Source organism: Rhizobium sp. WSM4643 (assembly GCF_025152745.1).
Classification (GTDB): domain Bacteria; phylum Pseudomonadota; class Alphaproteobacteria; order Rhizobiales; family Rhizobiaceae; genus Rhizobium; species Rhizobium leguminosarum_I.
The window spans coordinates 37,777-55,459 of the sequence record NZ_CP104040.1; the positions used below are offsets into that span (position 1 = coordinate 37,777).

Here is a 17,683-nt window from a genome sequence, read left to right on the forward strand (position 1 = left end):
CCATAAAACACTTCTCTGCGACAGGAAAGTGACATTTTGAATTTCCAGGCGCAAGAAGCGTGCCGGTTTTTGAGGCGCTCACCGCGCCTCTGCCCGGCGGGCGGAAAGGGCGGCAACCGCCTGAACTTCGGTCAGCAGCCGCACCGGATCGACCGGCTTTACCATGACGCGGTTGGCGCCGTTGAGCAAGACCTGGCGGCGCGATTCGTCGCTCTTGTCGGCGGTCAGCACGATCACCGGCACCGAGGCAAGATCGAGCCGCCGTTCATGGCCGCGCAGGCGTCCCAGCATTTCGATGCCGTTACCACCAGGCATCGAGAGGTCGCTGATGATGATGTCGGGCCGGGCATTCGCCTCGCAGAGCGCGTAGTCGAGCAGGGCCTCGAAATCTTCGACATGGCGCACCTTATGTCCGCCTTTTTCCAGGACGACGCGGACCAGCATGGCATTGATCGGGTCGTCCTCGCCGAGCAGGATGCTGAGCCCGCTGGCGGCAACAAATGTCTCCGCCACCGAAAGGCCGAAGCCCGGCTGGTTGTCGTTCAGCGCGTCGCGTTTCTCCATGCCGCGCATGCGCCCGCGCAGCACGTCGATCAGCGACTGCTCGCGCAGGGGGCGGATGAGCCAGGCGTCGAAAAGGTCGAGCGGATGGGCGCTACGCTCTTCCGGATTGACGAGCAGCACCTTGCGCAGGCCAAGCGCGGCGATTTCGGCGCGATCGGCAAGATGGGCGGAAAATTCCGCCGACATCCGGTGGTCGATGATGATATCGGTCGGCCGCCGTCCGCCCTTTGCCAAGCCGAGCAGCGTTGCCCGCGCCGTCTCGCCGTCGCCGACGAGATGGCAGAGGCCGCCGAGCGTGGTGATCGTCTCGGCAATGGCTGTGCGCGCCGCACCGGCTGGGGCCAGCAGCACGACACTGTTGCCGGCAAGCAGCGTGTTTCGCCGGTCGGGGCGCTCGCTGCCGATATCGACAGGGAAGCGGATGGTGAATTCGCTGCCTTTACCCTTTTCGCTGGCAACCGTCAGCGCGCCGTTAAATTCGCGCATGATGCGGGCGGAGATGGCAAGGCCGAGCCCGGTCCCGCTGCTCTTGTCGGCAACACTCCCACCTTGCTCGAACTCGCCGAAGACGCGCGCCTGCTCCTCCGTCGTCATGCCGGGACCGCTATCGGTGACGGTGATCAAAATATCGCCGGGGTCGAGCGATACGCGGATGAAGACGCCGCCGACCTGGGTGAATTTCACCGCATTGCCGATGACGTTGAAGAGGACCTGACGCAGCCGCGCCGGGTCGAAGTTCATATTTTCGGGCACGTCGGACGACACTGTGGCGCCGATCTCGATACCCTTTTCATGCGCCCGGTGGGCGAGCATCTCGACGACGCTTTCCAGAAGCTTGCGCAACGATTCCGAGCGCGGGTGCAGCGCGAAACGGCCGACCTCGATGGTGGAGAAGTCGAGCAGGTCCTCGACGAGTTGCGTCAGCGCATGGCCGGACTGGCGGATGTTCGCGAGATAGTTCTGCTGTTCCTGCGTCAGCCGCGTCTCAGCGATCAGATGCGTCATGCCGAGGATGCCGGAAAGCGGCGTGCGCACCTCGTGGCTGACAGTGGCAAGCAACCTCGATTTGGCGGCGCTGTTATATTCGGCTTTTTGCCGGGCCTCTTCGCGACCCTGCGCGATGAGCCGCTCGTCGGTCACGTCGCGGGCAACGCTCTGCAACAGCAGGCGGCCATTTGCCGGGTCGCGGGTGACGACGTCGCGCCAGAGGAAGATGCGCTGGCCCTCCGGTGTCGAGATCTCGACATCGTAGCAGTGCGGTATCGGGCCGGGGCGGAAGGCAAGCCCGATCTCCTCGCAGGTTTTTCCTTCCGGACGCAGCCGCCCGCTCAGGCGGCGAAAAGTATCGTTGGCGGAGATGATGCACCGGTCCATGGTCCGGCTGACCGTGATGTCGCCGAGCACGTCGTGCACGTCGGCAAACAGCTTTGCGCCAGCGTTCCAATCCTGCAGGGATTTGCCGGGGCCCTGCCCGGCCTTGCGCGGCCGAACCATCAGCAGGGCATAACCGGCAATGACGGCAAGGCCAAGAACGACAAGGCCGCCCGAAAGAAGCAACGGATCGCCGGCATGGGCAAGCAGCATCAGGATCGTTGCGGCAAGAAGGCCGGCGCCGCCCAGCCAGTAGAACAGCAGCCGCCTTGTCGGTGCGGTTCCCCTCTGACGATCATCGGCTCCCTGAGGTGTCGATGCGCCGGGTCGTGAGGAAGGGGCCTCCATCCGCTTCTCATGCGGCTTGGCGGCGGGTCCACCGAAGGCGGCGGACAATCTTTCCTGCAACTGTCCCAGGTTCTGCATGCTATCTGGATAACATGAGGCCCGTTCCGAATGCCTTCAGGATTTCGATAAGATTTTAGCGGCCGGCCTTTTTTGGCAGCAGCAGCTCGTCGAGAATGACACAACCGGCGCCGATGGTGATGAAACTGTCGGCGAGATTGAAGACCGCGAAGGACCAGCTCTCGGTGTAGAAAAGAATGTAATCGATCACATGTCCATAGGCGAAGCGGTCGACGAGGTTGCCGATCGCGCCTGCGATGATCAGCGCATAACCGAGATGAGCGATCCAGCGGTCCTTCGCCGTGCGGTGCCACAGCCAGATGACGAAGGCGACGATGACGAGCCGCATGCCGACGATGAACCAGCCGTCCATGCCAGACAGCATCGAAAAGGCGACGCCGAGATTGTAGGTGCGGTAGAGCGCCAGCATCGGAATAACCGGCACCGCCTCCTGCAGCGGCAGGTAATGATCAACGGTGATCTTGACGACCTGGTCGATGAGAACGGCGACGACGATGAAGAAGAGGATCGGTGCCGGCCGCGAAAACAGCGCGGAGCGTGCATGCGTCTGTTCGGTCATTTGCCCTCGGCAAGTGAGAGGAGATGGCGGCGCGCCTCGAAAAGCATGACGGCGGTGGCGACGGCGAGGTTCAGCGAATCGGCGCGGCCCTGCTGCGGAATGCGGGCAAGCGCGTCGGCCTCCCTGGCCAACTGCTCGGGCAGGCCGGATTGTTCGTTGCCCATCAGGAGCACGACCGGCTTTTTCCGGTAGTCGATCGTCCGGTAATCGACCGCGCCGGCAAGATGCGTCGCGACGACGGAAACGCCGGCCGATTTCCGCCAGGCGATGAATTCCTCAGGTGTCGCCCGCGCGACCGGAACGGCAAAGACCGAGCCCATGGTGGCCCGCACGGTTTCGAGCGAAAAAGGATCGGTCGTTTCTCCTAGAAGAATGATGCCGGAAGCGCCGGCCGCATCGGCCGTGCGGATGATGGTGCCGAGATTGCCGGGGTCACGCACCCGGTCGAGCGCCACCCATGTCTCGCCATCCCTTGGCCGGATACCCTTGAGCGGTGTCCAGCGCTGCTCGAAGATGCCGACGACCATTTGCGGATTGTCGCGGCGGGTGATCGAGGCGATCACTTTTTCGCTGACTTCGAGCACCAGCCCGCCCGAGGCGACGGTCCTTGCCGCCATCTGCTCGACCAGCGGCTTGCCTTTGGCGGCCTTGGCATAGACCAGCGTGCGGATCGCCCAGCCGAGTTCGATCGCATCGATGACGAGCTTCAGCCCTTCGGCGAGGAAAGTGCCGCTTTCCTCGCGCGACTTCTTGTTCGTCAGCGCCTTGATGTCCTTGATGATCGGATTGGCAAGCGAGGTGACTTCCTTCACCTGTCCGACCCTGCGCGGCCCCTGATCGTGGAAGTCCTTGCTCATTTCGGCACCCAGCGGGAAAAGAGGGAGGTGGAAAGCGCGCGGCCCTGCGTCCTGCCGTCGGTGCCGGCTTCGCGAATCACCAGCTCGCCGGATTCGACCACGCCGCCGGCGCCGCGCATCGTCTCGCGCATCAACTCGTGGATCGAATAGAAGCTGGCGCGGATCGAATAGGCCGTCAGCACCAGGCCCACTGCCTTTGGCGACAGGATCTCGCGGCAGACATCGAGCATCAATGGCAGATGCTCGAAGAGGTGCCAGACTTCGCCATTGGGGCCGCGGCCGAATTTCGGCGGGTCGGTGAGAATGATATCGTACTGGCTGCCGCGGCGTTCTTCGCGCAGGATGAATTTCATCGCATCCTCGCAGATCCAGCGGATCGGCAGTTTCTCCATGCGCCCGAGCGCCTGGTTTTCCCTTGCCCAGCCGATCGCCTTCTTCGAGGCGTCGACATGGGTGACCTCGGCGCCGGCTGCGGCGGCGACAAGCGAGGCGACGCCGGTATAACCGAAGAGATTCAGCACCTTCAGCGGCCGGCCGGCCTTTTCGGCCTGCTCCTTCATCCAGCTCCAGTGGACGATCTGCTCGGGAAAGACGCCGACATGACGGAAGGAGGTGAAGCGACCGAGGAAATCGACGCCGAGCAGATTGAGCGGCCAGGTCTCGCCGAGCGCCTCTTTCGGGAAGCGCCAGCGGCCCGTGCCTTCCTCGTCGGTGTCGCCGGTGAAGACGGCATCGACCTTTTCCCAGACTTGGGGCGCCAGCGAAGGCCGCCACAGCGCTTGGGCCTCGGGGCGGATGATGCGGTAGGGGCCGTATTGCTCGAGCTTTTCGCCGTTGCCGCTGTCGATCAGGTGGAAGTCGCCGGCCCCGAGCGATTCGAGGATGACGGGCACGCGCTCCGTCGGACGCTCGCCGCTGCGTGTCATCAGGGGACGCACAACGGCGGCAGGCACAGCAGCCTCGCGCACCGCCTCGCGGGTTGCCGCGGGCCGCGCGACCGGCTTTGGCGGCCGGCGTGCCTGATCGTCCCTGCGGCTTTCACCGGAAGGACCTGATGTTTTCTTCTGGCCCGGCCGGCCTTCTCTTTGTTTCAACGTGCTCTTCCGCATCTCTGTCGGGGTGGCTTATCGGCTTTGCGTCCGCCACAGCGCCGTGCGTCTTTTGAGACGCGCAAAGGACGCTGCAGCACTTGAATTATGCAGTAGCGCAGAAAACCGTGCCGGATCAACTGCGCAGCCGACCTGGCCCGGGCAAACGACAGGGTCACTCGGCGCGGCGCCTATTTCAAGCCCTCGAAGGTCTGTGTGCGAAGCCAGCTTTCCGCCGCATAGAGCGCTGCGACATGCATCGATTGCATGATGACGGCGCCGGACTGCAGGTCGCTCAGGATGGCAGCAAGATCCGCAAACAGCAGGTCGACCTTCTCGCCGGGGTCGAATGCCGGTTCGCCGACCTTGCTCAGGCCGAGCGCCAGCCAGCTCGTCACCACATTGCTGTGGTTGGCGGCATTCGGATAGGAGGTGAGCAGCTTGACGAAGGTGGAGGCTTCATAGCCGGTCTCTTGCCGCAGCTCGCGCCGTGCCGCCGCCATTGCCGCATCGCCGGTCTTGCTATCGCCGGGTTCGACGCCGCCGGCGACGAGACCGGCCACGATCTCGCCGCGGCCGTGCCGGTATTCCCGCGTCAGCAGCACGCGCCCGTCGGGCATCAGCGGAATGACGTTGATCCAGTCAGGATAATCGAGCACATGGAATGGCGCGATGACGGTTCCATCGGCAGTGACGCAATCGTCGCTCCGGACCCGGATCCAGCGATCTTCATAGGTGATGCGGCTTGCCGTCACGCTCCACGGCTTCAGTTCGTCGTTCATCGGCCCATCCCCTATGTGTGTCAAATATGTGCCAGGTCGGAGCCCGGCAGATAACATTCCGTCCCGCCTTGGCAAAGCGCTTTCCCGCTGGGATAAGATGAACCGATCGGAGATGGGGCTATCGAATGGATTTCACCGGCGAAGAACGCATCGCCGCGCCGCGGGACGTCGTCTGGGCAGCGCTCAACGATCCCGAGATCATGCGCGGTTGCATCCCAGGTTGTCAGAGCATCGAGCGGCTGTCGCCGAGCGCTTTCGAGGCGACGATCAAGGTCAAGTTCAGCCTGCTGTCTGCCACCTTTCATGGGCTGCTGACGCTTTCCAATGTGGATGCGCCGAAGAGCTACACGTTGTCGGCCGAAGGCAAGGGCGGTCTTGCCGGCTTCGCCAGGGGCAGCGCCGATGTCGTGCTCGAGGAAAGGGGTGCCGAGACCATACTGCAGTACCGGTCGAAGGCCGAACTCGGTGGCAGGCTCGCCCAGCTCGGTGCCCGCCTGCTCGATTCGACCTCGAAGAAGCTCGCCGAAGGGTTCTTTTCGGATTTCAATGCCGCTGTCGTCGCGAAGATGGCGGCCGGTTAGGCTTGGCGCGGGCTGAGGGTTTGTTTAAATCGACGTCATGACGTGGACCATCAGGCCGCCGCGGGCGGAAGACCAGGAAATGCTCGCGGAGATTTATCTTTCCGTGCGCCGCGAAACATTCGTCTGGGTCGATCCCGGCAAGTTCTATCGCGAGGATTTCGCCGTCCATACGAATGGCGAGACGGTCTTCGTCTGCGCGCATGAAAACGGCAGCGTCGCCGGCTTCCTGTCGCTCTGGCCGGAAGACGATTTCATCCACATGCTCTATATCAGTCCTGAATTCCAGGGGCAGGGCGCTGGCACGGCGCTGCTGCACGCCCTGCCGGAATGGCCGCAACACCGGTACAGGCTGAAATGCCTGGTGAAGAACCGGCGGGCAAAGGCGTTCTACCTTTCCCACGGGTTCCAGGTGACCGGCAACGGCGCCTCGCCGGAGGGTGACTATGAGGAATTGAGCTTTTTTCCGGTTTGAGACGCCGCCAAAACTGGCCGTCGACATGCCAATCCGGCTTTACCGCGCCGGCAGCTGCCCGGCGATTTCCTCGGCACGGTTTTTGTGGCGGTCGGCCTCGCCTTGCCAGCGAATGGCTTCCTTGGCCTCGGTGCGGGCGCGTTTGCGGTGTTTGCCCTGGCTGAACCAGGTGGCGGCCGCACCGATCAGCATGCCTGTGATCAGCGCGATGAACAGGAAGACGAAGAAGGGCGCGGAAACTGCAAGCACTTGGTCTTCGGGCCGGAACGGATTGAAGGCGAGCGTGACGCTCTGCCGGTTGGCGACGCAAAAGACGATGAGGATGACGCCGAGCGGCAGCAGAATCAACAGGTTGACGATCTTCTTGGCCATTTGAGGTCTCCACGCGGCAGATTGCGCCGGTCTTTTTTCAGGGCGCGTTTCGTCCTTACTGCGCCGCGCATCTTTGTGAGAGGCGTAAAATACGATGCGTCGCCAGAATAGGAAAACGGCCCTCGAGTTCAAGTGCGGTTTTGCCGCAGGCGGCTAAAGCGCGTCGCAATCTTTCAGATTTGCTCCGCACGCTTTAGGTCTTTATGTCGATGCATGTCGTTATCGCAAATCCGCTGCACACTTTTGCGCGACATGCTTGAGCAACTGCTCAATCCTCTTCGTCGGCCTGGCCGGGATTGAGCCGCTCGCGCAGTTCCTTGCCGGTCTTGAAGAAGGGAACCCACTTCTCCTCGACGAAGACGGTATCGCCGGTCCGCGGGTTGCGGCCGGAGCGGGAAGGGCGGTTCTTGACCGAAAAGGCGCCAAAGCCGCGCAATTCGACACGGTTGCCCGCAGCCAGTGCATCCGTGATCTCGTCGAGAACCGCGTTGACGATATTCTCGACGTCGCGATGATAGAGATGCGGGTTGCGTGCCGCAACAATCTGCACCAATTCGGACTTGATCACATTCGCCCCCTTAAATTATTGATTTCTTATCAATCGTGGCCAACCTGCCAAACTGAAAGCAGCCCGTCAAGAAGCAACTTTGGGGGCAGGATTCCATTGATATCCTGGGTTTTCATGACATCATCATAACCGAAGATCGTAATCAACCGCGAAACAGCCCCAGCGAGCAGAAAGGGCGTATTGCTCTTCTTGTCCCAGTCCACCATCGGCAGTTCGCTGTCGACGCCGCGCGACTTCAGATAGGCGCGAATCTCAGCCTCGCCGCCAATTGCATCGACGAGTTTCACCTTCAGCGCCTGGCGGCCGGTATAGATCGTTCCGTCGGCCAGTTTCAGCACCTCGTCGCGCGGCAGCTTGCGCCGGTCGGCAACCAGGTCGACGAACCAGTTATAGCTGTCGACCACCATGCTGCGGATCATCGCCTTGGCCTCTTCGCTCGCCTCGTGGAAGGGCGAGGGCTCTGCCTTCAGCGGCGAAGACTTGATCTCCTGCAGCGAGACGCCGATCTTGTCGAGCAGCGGCTGGATCTGCGGATACTGGAAGATGACGCCGATCGAGCCGGTGATCGAGCTGTCGCCGGCAATGATCGTATCGCCGGCGGTGGCGATCATGTATCCGGCGGAGGCGGCAAGCGTGCGCACGTCGGAGACGACAGGCTTCTTGGCCGATATCGCACGGATCGCCTTGAAGATTTTTTCGCCGCCATAGGTCGTGCCGCCGGGCGAGGAGATCGAAATCACCGCCGCCTTCACCTGGTCGTTGGTCTCGACCTTCTTCAGCCGCTCCAGAAGCTCGTCGTCATCGACGATCAGCCCGGATATCGTCACATGGGCGATATGCGGGCGCTGCGTCCCGGCATCGCCGAGGGCAAAGTGGTAGAAGGCGAAACCAAGTGCCACGATGAGGGCCACCGCGAAGAGGCGCCAGAAGCCGAGCTTGCGGCGCAGCCGCCGGCGATCCGCGATGATCGAACTGTCCATGGAAACCTCCAGCGCTGGCACCGGCTTCGGCATGCCGCCGATCAATCCGGTGAAATAGGGTGGCAGCGGCCCGTACGAATGCCACTTTTGAATGTTTTTCCGTTGTGTTGCTTGTTGCAGAAAAAATTCCATATTGGCAAGCCAATGTAATAATGCGAAACGAACTGTGATTGGCGGCCCGCTTTGTTATTGAGGCGCGGCGATCACCGCACATGGACGAGGCCTATGCTCGATACCCTGAAGAACAACGGACATGCCGCCTATTCAGGGTCCGGCAGGAGCGCCTATGGCGACGCGTTGTTCCATTCCGCCCGCGTGCGGCGGCTGAAGATATTGCTGCCGGTGGCGGCCCTCACCATCGCGGCGAGCCTCACGGCGGTGGCGTTGGTCAGCATCTATCTGCCCGAGAATGTCAAGATGGAAGGCGCCAAGATCGAGAACGGCAAGGTCGTGATGGAAAAGCCGGCGATATCAGGACGCAATTCCGACGGCATCAACTATTCGATGCTGGCCGAAAGGGCCCTTCAGGATATCCGCAATCCCAATCTCATCACGCTCGAGACGATTAAGGCCGCCGTGCCGATGAATGACGGCCTGATCGCCCGCGTCGTCGCCTCGACTGCCGATTACAACCGCGCCACCGACAACCTGCATATGACGGCCCCCTTCACTCTGGTGCTGAGCAGCGGCCTCAATGCGAATTTCCAGTCCGCGCAGCTCGACATCAAGGGCGGCAACATGCGGAGCGACGACCCCGTCACCATCACCAAGGACAATGCCTCCATTGTTGCGAAGACGCTTCAGATAACCGATAAGGGGCGGGTGATCACATTCGAGGGGAATGTTCGAATGAATGTCGATCCATCCACCATCCATAAACAGGGCACTTAACCAGCCGGGTCATCCATGACAAAAGATTGTCGCATTTCCACTTGCAAGACAGGCATGGCATTCATTGCCGGCGCATTTGCCCTTATTCTGACGGCCTCGGGCGCGGGTGCGCAGTCGACCACGATGTCGGGCATGAAGCTTTCCAACGACCAGCCGATCCAGATCGAAAGCGACAAGCTTGAGATCCATGACCAGGAACACACCGCGCTCTTCACCGGCAAGGTCAAGGTCGTCCAGGGCACGACGACGATGCAGTCCGGCAAGATGACCGTCTATTACAAGGACAAGGCGGCAAAGCCGGCTGCTGACGGCGCGCAACCCGCCGCCCAGCCGGAGCAGTCGGCCTCGCTTGCATCGGGAAGTGCTGATATCGACAAGATCCTGGTGACGGACAAGGTCCTCTTGACCTCTGGCACGCAGACGGCGACCGCCGATGACGGCAATTTCGACATGGCCTCGCAGACATTCATCCTCACGGCAGATGAGGGGAACAAGGTTATTCTGTCGGACGGGCCGAACGTCTTCACCGGCTGCAAACTGACGGTTCACATGCAGACTGGCCAGGCGGAGCTTGAAAGCTGCGGCGGGCGTGTCCAGATTCAGCTCGATCCGAAATCGAAGCCGAATACACCGCAGCAGAAGCAGAACTGAGAAGCCGGCCTCCCACGTGAAATTATCATCGCTATCCACCATGTTCGGCAAGCCCGGGCCACAAGCTGCGGGTGCTGCCGACAAGAGCCGCTATCAGGGAACGCTGATCGCACGCGGTCTGACGAAGACCTATGCGACGCGGCGCGTCGTCAACGGCGTTTCGCTGGTGGTGCGCCGTGGCGAGGCCGTTGGCCTGCTCGGCCCGAACGGCGCCGGCAAGACCACCTGTTTTTATATGATCACCGGCCTTGTGCCGGTGGATGAAGGCACAATCGAGATCGACGGCAACGACGTCACGACCATGCCGATGTACCGCCGGTCGCGCCTTGGCGTCGGTTACCTGCCGCAGGAAGCCTCGATCTTCCGCGGGCTGACGGTGGAACAGAATATCCGCGCCGTCCTCGAAGTGCATGTGAAGGACAAGGCCGAGCGCGAGCAGAAGCTGAACGAGCTGCTGGAGGAATTCCATATCCAAAAGCTGCGCAAGAGTGCCGCCGTCGCCCTTTCCGGCGGTGAGCGCCGCCGCCTCGAAATCGCGCGTGCGCTAGCGACAGACCCGACTTTCATGTTGCTCGACGAGCCCTTCGCCGGCGTCGACCCGATCTCGGTCGCCGACATCCAGAATCTCGTTCACCACCTGACGGCGCGCGGCATCGGCGTTCTCATCACCGACCACAATGTGCGCGAGACGCTGGGTCTCATCGACCGCGCCTACATCATCCATGCCGGTGAGGTGCTGACCCATGGCCGGGCGAATGACATCGTCAACAATCCGGAAGTGCGCCGGCTCTATCTCGGCGACAATTTCAGCCTCTGATGCCGGGCCGCCCGCAGAAATTCACCTTGTCGGCATAGTTCCGCTTGACCAAATCCAATAAAAAAGCAATTTTTGGGCCAACTTGGATTTCCGTGGCCTGAAGCCTTGATCGGACGCGGATTCCCGGAGGAATTGAGGGGAGTTTCGCGTCCGTCATGGCACTGTCCGCCAATCTTTTCCTGCGCCAGACCCAGTCCCTGGTGATGACACCGCAACTGATGCAATCCATCCAGTTGCTGCAGATGACGCATTTTGAACTCACCCAGTTCATCGCCCAGGAAGTCGAAAAGAACCCGCTGCTCGAATTTCCGTCGAATGACGGCGAGGGGGGCGGCGAACGCGGCGAGGCCGAAGATAGCGAGTATGCTCATCAGCCGGAGGATGCCGGGTCGGATGACGGTTACGACAACCGGACCGAGGCGCTTTCCAGCGACTGGTATGACAATGGCGGCAGCGCCAGCACGAGCCGGCTGAACGACGAACTCGACGCCAATTACACCAATGTCTTTCCTGATGACGGTGCCCCGCAGCGCCTCGATGCGCCGGAGCTCGTCAGCCAGTGGAAATCGATGCCGGGCAGCGGCGAGGGCGCCGATTACGATCTCGATGATTTCGTCGCCGGCCAGGTGTCGCTGCGTGATCATCTCGCCCAGCAGATCCCCTTCGTCCTGTCTGACGTGGCCGACCGGCTGATCGCGCAGAATTTCGTCGACCAGCTCGATGACTGCGGTTATCTGCAGGCCGATATCGTCGAGGCGGGCGAGAGGCTAGGCACGAGTCCCGCACAGGCCGAGCGCGTGCTCGCCACCCTCCAGAGCCTTGATCCGCCGGGTGTTTTCGCCCGCAGCCTCGCCGAATGCCTGGCGATCCAGCTCAGGCAGAAGGACCGATATGACCCTGCCATGCAGGCTCTGGTCGAAAACCTCGAACTCCTGGCGCGGCGCGATTTCGCCACGTTGAAGCGGCTCTGCGGCGTCGACGAGGAAGATCTTCTCGACATGCTCGGCGAGATCCGCCAGCTCAATCCCAAGCCCGGCAGCGGTTTCGAGGCGGGTGTTTCCGAAGCGATCATGCCGGATGTGGTCGTCAGAGCCTCTTCGGACGGCGGCTGGCTGGTCGAGCTCAATCCGGATACGCTGCCGCGCGTGCTGGTCAACCAGTCCTATTTTTCCCGGGTGACGAAGAACGGCGAGGATCACGCCTTCCTCTCCGATTGCCTGCAGAGCGCCAACTGGCTGACGCGCAGCCTCGACCAGCGGGCAAAAACCATCATGAAGGTGGCAAGTGAAATCGTCCGCCAGCAGGACGCCTTCCTGCTGCATGGCGTCGACTACCTGCGCCCGCTGAACCTGAAAACGGTCGCCGAGGCGATCAAGATGCATGAATCCACCGTCAGCCGCGTTACATCGAACAAATATATGCTGACGCCGCGCGGACTCTTCGAACTCAAATATTTCTTCACCGTCTCGATCAGCGCCGTCGCGGGCGGTGACAGCCATTCGGCCGAGGCCGTGCGTCACAAGATCCGTGCGCTGATCCTGCAGGAGAGCCCGGAGGCGGTGCTTTCCGATGACGATATCGTCGAGATGCTGAAGAAGGGCGGCGTCGATCTTGCCCGCCGCACGGTTGCGAAATACCGGGAAGCGATGAACATCGCCTCTTCGGTGCAACGCCGCCGCGAGAAGCGGGCGCTCGCCAAGGTCGCCGGCTTCTAATGCCGTCATGCTTCGACCTGGATCGAAGCATCCCGCCCGCAAATCCCGTTATTCCTCTCCGGTGCCCTGCGACTTTTCAGACGCGCAACGGCGCTGTAACCTTTTGAATTTTCTTAAACGAAGATCGAAATGCCGACGATGATGCCGCAAAATCCGAACCTTGCCAGAGAGCTTTTCCTGCTGCTGGTGCTGGCGACCCTCTGGGGTTCCTCCTATAGCTTCATCAAGATCGGCGTCGAGACTATCCCGCCGATAACGTTGATCGCCGCCCGCACGCTGATTGCCGGCGGCATTCTGTTTGCCGTGCTGCGCCGCCGGCGTGTCCGCCTGCCGCGCGATGGTGCGACCTGGCGCCGGTTTTTCGTTCAGGCCTGTCTGAACAGCGTCGTCCCCTTCACGCTGATCGCCTGGGCAGAACAGTCCGTCGATGCCGGATTGGCGGTGATCCTGAATTCGGCAACGCCGATCTTCACCTTCCTGCTGACCGTGCTGATCACCGGCCATGAGCAGGTGACGCTGCGAAGGTTTTTCGGCGTCATCGCCGGGCTTGTCGGCATCTGCCTCGTCATCGGCGTCGAAGCGCTCGACGGTCTCGGCGAAAGCCTGATGGCGCAGCTTGCCATCATCCTGGCGACCATCTGTTATGCAGGTGCCGCGATTTTCAGCAAGAACTTCAAGGGGCTCGATCCCGCGGTGCCGGCGGCCGGCTCGTTGATTTCAGGCGCGGTCATTCTCCTGCCTGTGAGCCTCGTCGCCGATCGGCCATGGGAACTCGACCCGTCGGCGGCATCGATGCTGGCGCTGCTTGCCCTCTCCGCCTTTTCGACGGCCCTTGCCTTCACGATCTATTTCCGTCTCGTCCAGACGCTGGGTTCGGTCGGTACCACCTCGCAAGCCTATCTCAGAGTGCCGATCGGTGTTGCAATCGGCATCGTTTTCCTCGGCGAAAGGCTGAGCCAGACGGCCTGGATCGGACTCGTCTGCGTCATATCAGGTGTCGCAGCCATGACGATCCCCGCGAGGACGAGCGCAACGCAAGCGCGAGGCGCATAAAGTGGATGGGGTGGCAATCGGCGGCATAACTTTGCCAAGCAAGGTATCGACTACACGTTACCCGGGCGTCGGCGATGGTGATTCTCCACCCTATTGACTTTTCGGTAGCCTCTGGCTAGAAGCCCGCCGCAATCGATGCCGCGAACGGCATCTGGAGTTATCCCCAGCATCAGAAGGGTACCAAGGACCCGCGGGCCTAAGCCGATCTTGCTTGAGATTGTGCGAAGTGCTTGGATGAACCTGAGGCTTGGCGTAAACTGATACCCGCAAACGACCATAAGAAGGGAAACTCCATGAGTGTGCGTGTATCCGGGAAACATATGGAAATTGGTGAATCCTTCCGTCAAAAGATCGAGGACCAAATTGGTATGGCCATCACGAAATACTTCGACGGGGGATATTCCGGCCAGGTGACCGTGGAAAAGGCGAGTTCTCGTTACTCGGCGGACTGCAAGCTGCATCTCGACAGCGGGGTGGTACTGCATGCGGCCGGCGAGGCGACCGACCCGCAGTTGGCTTTCGACGCCGCCTCCCAGCGGATCGAAAAACGGCTGCGGCGTTACAAGCGCAAACTGAAGGACCATCACGCCGGAAACCATCTGAATGGTTTTGCAGAGGTCTCCTACACGGTTATGGATTCCGTTCCTGATCACGATGATGAAATCGCCGACGATTTCGCTCCGGCGATCGTCGCTGAAAGCACGAAGCAGCTGAAGACCATGTCGGTCGCCACCGCCGTGATGGCGCTCGACATGACCGACGAGCCGCTTCTCCTGTTCCGCAGCCCCGGCAAGGAACATCTGAACATCGTTTACCGTCGGCACGACGGAAATATTGGCTGGATCGATTCAGCCAGTATCAAAGGCTGAGATCGGCGTGGTGAGCGGCGGTGTTGCCGCCGCTCCTTGCATTTGATTCCGGCGACAGAAGGAAAAAGAAATGGCATTGGCAGATTTGCTCCATCAGGATGCGATCATTCCCGCCCTCAGAGTAAATTCCAAGAAACAGTTGCTTCAGGAATTGGCTGCAAGAGCCGCCAGGATCACCGGGCTTTCCGAACGGGAGATCTTCGACGTTATCCTGCAGCGCGAACGCCTGGGCTCGACCGGCGTCGGCAACGGCATCGCCATTCCCCACGGCAAGCTGGGAAACATCCATTCGATCGTCGGTATCTTCGCCCGACTGGAGCAGCCGGTCGATTTCGAGGCGCTGGATGACCAGCCGGTCGATCTCGTGTTCCTGCTGCTTGCGCCGGAGGGCGCGGGTGCCGATCATCTCAAGGCTCTGTCGCGGATCGCCCGCGTGCTGCGCGATCACGATCTGGTCGCCAAGCTGCGCGCCACCGATTCCTCCCAGGCGATCTATGCCTTCCTCAACGAAGAGCAGGCGTCGAACGCTGCCTGACGCACGCCGCGCGATAACGCATCTATTCTCGAATGTAAAAAGCGCCTGATCTCTCAGGCGCTTTTTACATTATGAGGGGTTGGACGATCAGAACTCTTCCCAGCTGTCTTGCGCCACGGCCGCGGACCCGCGCGACGGAACAACGGAGCGACGGACCGCCGGGGAGCGAGGCGAAGGGGCCGCGGCTGCCGGCGCCCGCATCTTTTGTGCGACCGAGGCAAGCGCTGCGGCGTTCCTCGAACCTGAGACATTGAAGCGGGTGGCGAGCTGCTTCAGCGTCTGTGCCTCGTCGTTGAGTGCGACGCTCGCAGCAGTCGCTTCCTCCACCATCGCCGCGTTCTGCTGCGTTACCTGGTCCATCTGGTTCATGGCCTGGTTGATTTCCTTCAAGCCGACAGCCTGTTCGCTGGCCGATGCCGAGATCTGCCGGATGAGGTCGTTGATGCCCATCACCTGTTCGGCGATCTTGTGCAGCGTGCCGCCGGCGCGCCCGACGAGATCGACGCCTTCCTTGACCTGGACGGCCGAGGTGTTGATCAGCGTCTTGATTTCCTTGGCGGCATTGGCCGAACGCTGCGCGAGTTCACGCACCTCCTGGGCGACGACGGCAAAACCCTTGCCGGCTTCCCCGGCACGCGCCGCCTCGACACCCGCATTCAGGGCGAGCAGATTGGTCTGGAAGGCGATCTCGTCGATGACGCCGATGATCCGCGAAACCTCCGTCGAAGATTGTTCGATCCCTCGCATCGAGGCAATCGCCTTCTGCACCACTTCGCCGGACTTTTCCGCATCCTGGCAGGCGAGGTTGACGTTGTCGGCTGCCGTACGCGCATTCTCGGCGCTGGAATCGACCTGCGCGGTGAGCTCGTTGAGCGCCGCCGCCGTCTCCTCCAGACTTGCTGCCTGCTGCTCGGTGCGCTTGGCGAGGTCGGAAGCGCTGTTACTGATTTCGCCGGTGCCGGAGCCGATGTTGGCGACGCTGAGGTTCATCGTGTTGATCGTCTCTTCGAGGCTCGCAAGGGCGGCGTTGAAATCCTGTTTCAGCTTGCCGTATTCGCCGGGGAATTCGTCGGTGATGCGGTGACTGAGATTGCCCTGCGACAGCGCGGAAAGGCCGGCGCCAACGATCGAGACGATATGGCGCTGCAGCGACACCGATTCCTGGCGTTCCGATTCCGAGCGGCTGCGCTCGGTCTCGGCGGCCTGCCGCTGGTCGGCGGCCTCGTCTTCGAGGCGGCGGCTGTCGGCGAGCGTGAAGCGGAAGCCTTCCAGCGCCTTGGCGACCGAACCGACTTCGTCGCTGCGGTCTTGGGCGGCGATTGGTTCGCCATATTGGCCGTCGCTCAGTGCCTTGACGCTGGCGACGAGGCCGCCGAGCGGCCGCTGCACGAAAGAGCGGACCGCGAAATAGAGCGCCAGCATGACGGCGCCAAGCACGATCAGCCCGTTGATGATCATCACGTAGGTCTGGTCTCGCACCGGCGCGTTGATTGCCGTGTGCGGCACGTCGACGAGCACGACCCAGGTGGCGTTGACGCCGGGGACCGCGAACGGATAGACGACACGATCGAAGGGATCGAGGCCGTCATAGGTGACGTTCCTGACGAGACCGGGCTGCTTGCTCGACAGCGCCGTCTTGACGATGTCGGTGCCCTCGCCGTCGTATTCCTTGGTCATCAGGTCGGGGATCGGCGCGACGATCCAGTTGCCGGCCTGCGACAGCAGCGTGACGCGGCCCGAACCGAAAGGATGCAGCGCCTGCAGCTTGTCGGTCAGCGACTTCAGCGAAATATCGACACCGCCGACGCCGATCATCTTGCCGCCAGACATGACCGGATAGGCAATCGAGGTCAGCAGCGTCGGCACGTCCGTTCCCTCGGCCATATAGGGCGTCGTGATCGCGCCCTTGCCGCTGTCGGCGGCGAGCTTCCACCATGCGGCGGTATAATCATTGTCGAAGGTCGAATATTGGATGCCGCCGTCCTTGGTCTTCGACCAGTATGGCGTGAAGGCGCCGTTCTTGTTGGTGCCTTCGTCATTGTTGTTGGCGACCTCAGTGGTCTTGCCGTCAAGCGCGCCGAGTTGTTCGCAGAACCAGCTGCCGAAGGCGAAGGTGTTCTGCTCGAGATTGGCTTTCAGTACGTTGATCATGCCCTTGCGGTCGAGCGACTTGCCTTCATGGCCGCGGCCGATGACGCCCGACATGGTGCGAGCGGCGCTGGCGAGTTCGCCGACATTGGCGGCGATTTCATTGGCGATCGATTTCGCTTCGAGGTTGGCCTGATCCATCGTCAGCGTCTGGACGCGATCCCGGGTCTGGCCGATGAGGAAAAAATTCGAAACGATGAGAACAAGCGCGATGGCGATGCCGGTGATGACGATGAGTTTCGCGGCAAGCGATTTCATGCGAAAAATGAACATGGGGTCCTCGGGCAAGGATGCGCCGAACGGGCATTCTCCGGCGCAGGAGCGAAGGCTCGCCCCATCATGGGGCAGCCGCCTACAGCGCCGTGCGTCTTTTCGAGACGCGCA

18 protein-coding genes are annotated in these 17,683 nt (G+C 61.6%); 9 read left to right on the top strand and 9 right to left on the bottom strand.

Going from position 1 to position 17,683, the window contains the following annotated elements:
• Positions 1 to 78: 78 nt before the first annotated feature.
• From N1937_RS00190 to N1937_RS00210, 5 genes are all read right to left on the bottom strand, one after another.
• Positions 79 to 2,361, bottom strand: coding sequence for a hybrid sensor histidine kinase/response regulator (locus tag N1937_RS00190; RefSeq protein ID WP_260057161.1), 2,283 nt, complete (start codon positions 2,359 to 2,361; stop codon positions 79 to 81).
• 55 nt (positions 2,362 to 2,416) lie between these two features.
• Positions 2,417 to 2,920: a signal peptidase II gene (gene lspA / locus N1937_RS00195; protein WP_260057162.1), complete on the bottom strand. Its 504-nt coding sequence runs from the start codon at positions 2,918 to 2,920 to the stop codon at positions 2,417 to 2,419.
• The gene (locus N1937_RS00200; RefSeq protein ID WP_260057163.1) at positions 2,917 to 3,777 is read right to left on the bottom strand and encodes a TrmH family RNA methyltransferase; all 861 of its coding nucleotides are present in this window, start codon (positions 3,775 to 3,777) and stop codon (positions 2,917 to 2,919) included. The genes lspA and N1937_RS00200 overlap by 4 nt, the downstream gene beginning before the upstream one ends.
• Positions 3,774 to 4,871, bottom strand: a complete 1,098-nt coding sequence (locus tag N1937_RS00205) for a class I SAM-dependent methyltransferase (RefSeq protein WP_260057164.1) — start codon at positions 4,869 to 4,871, stop codon at positions 3,774 to 3,776. The genes N1937_RS00200 and N1937_RS00205 overlap by 4 nt, the downstream gene beginning before the upstream one ends.
• A gap of 185 nt (positions 4,872 to 5,056) precedes the next feature.
• Complete coding sequence (locus tag N1937_RS00210) at positions 5,057 to 5,704, bottom strand: NUDIX hydrolase (protein ID WP_260057165.1); 648 nt, start codon at positions 5,702 to 5,704, stop codon at positions 5,057 to 5,059.
• Positions 5,705 to 5,772: 68 nt separating this feature from the next.
• Between N1937_RS00210 and N1937_RS00215 the strand changes: the two genes are divergently transcribed.
• Entirely contained in the window at positions 5,773 to 6,228 is a 456-nt protein-coding gene (locus N1937_RS00215) for an SRPBCC family protein (protein WP_260057166.1), read from the top strand.
• Between the two features lie 37 nt (positions 6,229 to 6,265).
• Positions 6,266 to 6,700, top strand: coding sequence for a GNAT family N-acetyltransferase (locus N1937_RS00220; protein ID WP_260057167.1), 435 nt, complete (start codon positions 6,266 to 6,268; stop codon positions 6,698 to 6,700).
• A 39-nt stretch (positions 6,701 to 6,739) separates the two neighbouring features.
• Here N1937_RS00220 and N1937_RS00225 read toward each other — a convergent pair whose 3' ends face one another.
• From N1937_RS00225 to sppA, 3 genes are all read right to left on the bottom strand, one after another.
• Positions 6,740 to 7,072 (bottom strand): LapA family protein, encoded by a 333-nt coding sequence (locus N1937_RS00225; protein ID WP_017966752.1) that lies wholly within the window; start codon positions 7,070 to 7,072, stop codon positions 6,740 to 6,742.
• 268 nt (positions 7,073 to 7,340) lie between these two features.
• Positions 7,341 to 7,640 (bottom strand): integration host factor subunit beta, encoded by a 300-nt coding sequence (locus tag N1937_RS00230; RefSeq protein ID WP_003544934.1) that lies wholly within the window; start codon positions 7,638 to 7,640, stop codon positions 7,341 to 7,343.
• 29 nt (positions 7,641 to 7,669) lie between these two features.
• The gene (sppA, locus tag N1937_RS00235; protein ID WP_170280298.1) at positions 7,670 to 8,620 is read right to left on the bottom strand and encodes a signal peptide peptidase SppA; all 951 of its coding nucleotides are present in this window, start codon (positions 8,618 to 8,620) and stop codon (positions 7,670 to 7,672) included.
• A 225-nt stretch (positions 8,621 to 8,845) separates the two neighbouring features.
• On the opposite strand from sppA, the gene lptC reads away from it, so the two are divergent.
• The 7 genes from lptC (at position 8,846) to ptsN (ending at position 15,151) form a co-directional block, all read left to right on the top strand.
• Positions 8,846 to 9,511, top strand: coding sequence for an LPS export ABC transporter periplasmic protein LptC (gene lptC / locus N1937_RS00240; RefSeq protein WP_162115395.1), 666 nt, complete (start codon positions 8,846 to 8,848; stop codon positions 9,509 to 9,511).
• 15 nt (positions 9,512 to 9,526) lie between these two features.
• Complete coding sequence (locus N1937_RS00245) at positions 9,527 to 10,162, top strand: LptA/OstA family protein (protein WP_018070081.1); 636 nt, start codon at positions 9,527 to 9,529, stop codon at positions 10,160 to 10,162.
• A 40-nt stretch (positions 10,163 to 10,202) separates the two neighbouring features.
• Positions 10,203 to 10,979: an LPS export ABC transporter ATP-binding protein gene (lptB, locus tag N1937_RS00250; RefSeq protein ID WP_020486179.1), complete on the top strand. Its 777-nt coding sequence runs from the start codon at positions 10,203 to 10,205 to the stop codon at positions 10,977 to 10,979.
• A 155-nt stretch (positions 10,980 to 11,134) separates the two neighbouring features.
• Positions 11,135 to 12,694: an RNA polymerase factor sigma-54 gene (rpoN, locus tag N1937_RS00255; RefSeq protein ID WP_260057168.1), complete on the top strand. Its 1,560-nt coding sequence runs from the start codon at positions 11,135 to 11,137 to the stop codon at positions 12,692 to 12,694.
• 129 nt (positions 12,695 to 12,823) lie between these two features.
• The gene (locus tag N1937_RS00260) at positions 12,824 to 13,747 is read left to right on the top strand and encodes a DMT family transporter (RefSeq protein ID WP_260057169.1); all 924 of its coding nucleotides are present in this window, start codon (positions 12,824 to 12,826) and stop codon (positions 13,745 to 13,747) included.
• Between the two features lie 293 nt (positions 13,748 to 14,040).
• Entirely contained in the window at positions 14,041 to 14,616 is a 576-nt protein-coding gene (gene hpf / locus N1937_RS00265; RefSeq protein ID WP_017958734.1) for a ribosome hibernation-promoting factor, HPF/YfiA family, read from the top strand.
• Between the two features lie 70 nt (positions 14,617 to 14,686).
• Positions 14,687 to 15,151, top strand: coding sequence for a PTS IIA-like nitrogen regulatory protein PtsN (ptsN, locus tag N1937_RS00270; protein ID WP_017966761.1), 465 nt, complete (start codon positions 14,687 to 14,689; stop codon positions 15,149 to 15,151).
• Positions 15,152 to 15,238: 87 nt separating this feature from the next.
• On the opposite strand, the gene N1937_RS00275 is transcribed toward ptsN, so the two are convergent.
• The gene (locus N1937_RS00275; RefSeq protein ID WP_260057170.1) at positions 15,239 to 17,572 is read right to left on the bottom strand and encodes a methyl-accepting chemotaxis protein; all 2,334 of its coding nucleotides are present in this window, start codon (positions 17,570 to 17,572) and stop codon (positions 15,239 to 15,241) included.
• Positions 17,573 to 17,683 lie beyond the last annotated feature (111 nt).

Excerpts from the sequence above, each read along its gene's own strand:
- N1937_RS00215 (WP_260057166.1), top strand. The coding sequence starts at position 5,773 with ATGGATTTCACCGGCGAAGAACGCATCGCCGCGCCGCGGGACGTCGTC.
- hpf (WP_017958734.1), top strand. The coding sequence starts at position 14,041 with ATGAGTGTGCGTGTATCCGGGAAACATATGGAAATTGGTGAATCCTTC.
- lptC (WP_162115395.1), top strand. The coding sequence starts at position 8,846 with ATGCTCGATACCCTGAAGAACAACGGACATGCCGCCTATTCAGGGTCC.
- lptB (WP_020486179.1), top strand. The coding sequence starts at position 10,203 with ATGTTCGGCAAGCCCGGGCCACAAGCTGCGGGTGCTGCCGACAAGAGC.
- rpoN (WP_260057168.1), top strand. The coding sequence starts at position 11,135 with ATGGCACTGTCCGCCAATCTTTTCCTGCGCCAGACCCAGTCCCTGGTG.
- N1937_RS00245 (WP_018070081.1), top strand. The coding sequence starts at position 9,527 with ATGACAAAAGATTGTCGCATTTCCACTTGCAAGACAGGCATGGCATTC.
- ptsN (WP_017966761.1), top strand. The coding sequence starts at position 14,687 with ATGGCATTGGCAGATTTGCTCCATCAGGATGCGATCATTCCCGCCCTC.
- N1937_RS00260 (WP_260057169.1), top strand. The coding sequence starts at position 12,824 with ATGCCGACGATGATGCCGCAAAATCCGAACCTTGCCAGAGAGCTTTTC.
- N1937_RS00225 (WP_017966752.1), bottom strand. The coding sequence starts at position 7,072 with ATGGCCAAGAAGATCGTCAACCTGTTGATTCTGCTGCCGCTCGGCGTC.
- N1937_RS00220 (WP_260057167.1), top strand. The coding sequence starts at position 6,266 with ATGACGTGGACCATCAGGCCGCCGCGGGCGGAAGACCAGGAAATGCTC.
- lspA (WP_260057162.1), bottom strand. The coding sequence starts at position 2,920 with ATGACCGAACAGACGCATGCACGCTCCGCGCTGTTTTCGCGGCCGGCA.
- N1937_RS00210 (WP_260057165.1), bottom strand. The coding sequence starts at position 5,704 with ATGTTATCTGCCGGGCTCCGACCTGGCACATATTTGACACACATAGGG.
- N1937_RS00200 (WP_260057163.1), bottom strand. The coding sequence starts at position 3,777 with ATGAGCAAGGACTTCCACGATCAGGGGCCGCGCAGGGTCGGACAGGTG.
- sppA (WP_170280298.1), bottom strand. The coding sequence starts at position 8,620 with ATGGACAGTTCGATCATCGCGGATCGCCGGCGGCTGCGCCGCAAGCTC.
- N1937_RS00275 (WP_260057170.1), bottom strand. The coding sequence starts at position 17,572 with ATGTTCATTTTTCGCATGAAATCGCTTGCCGCGAAACTCATCGTCATC.
- N1937_RS00190 (WP_260057161.1), bottom strand. The coding sequence starts at position 2,361 with ATGCAGAACCTGGGACAGTTGCAGGAAAGATTGTCCGCCGCCTTCGGT.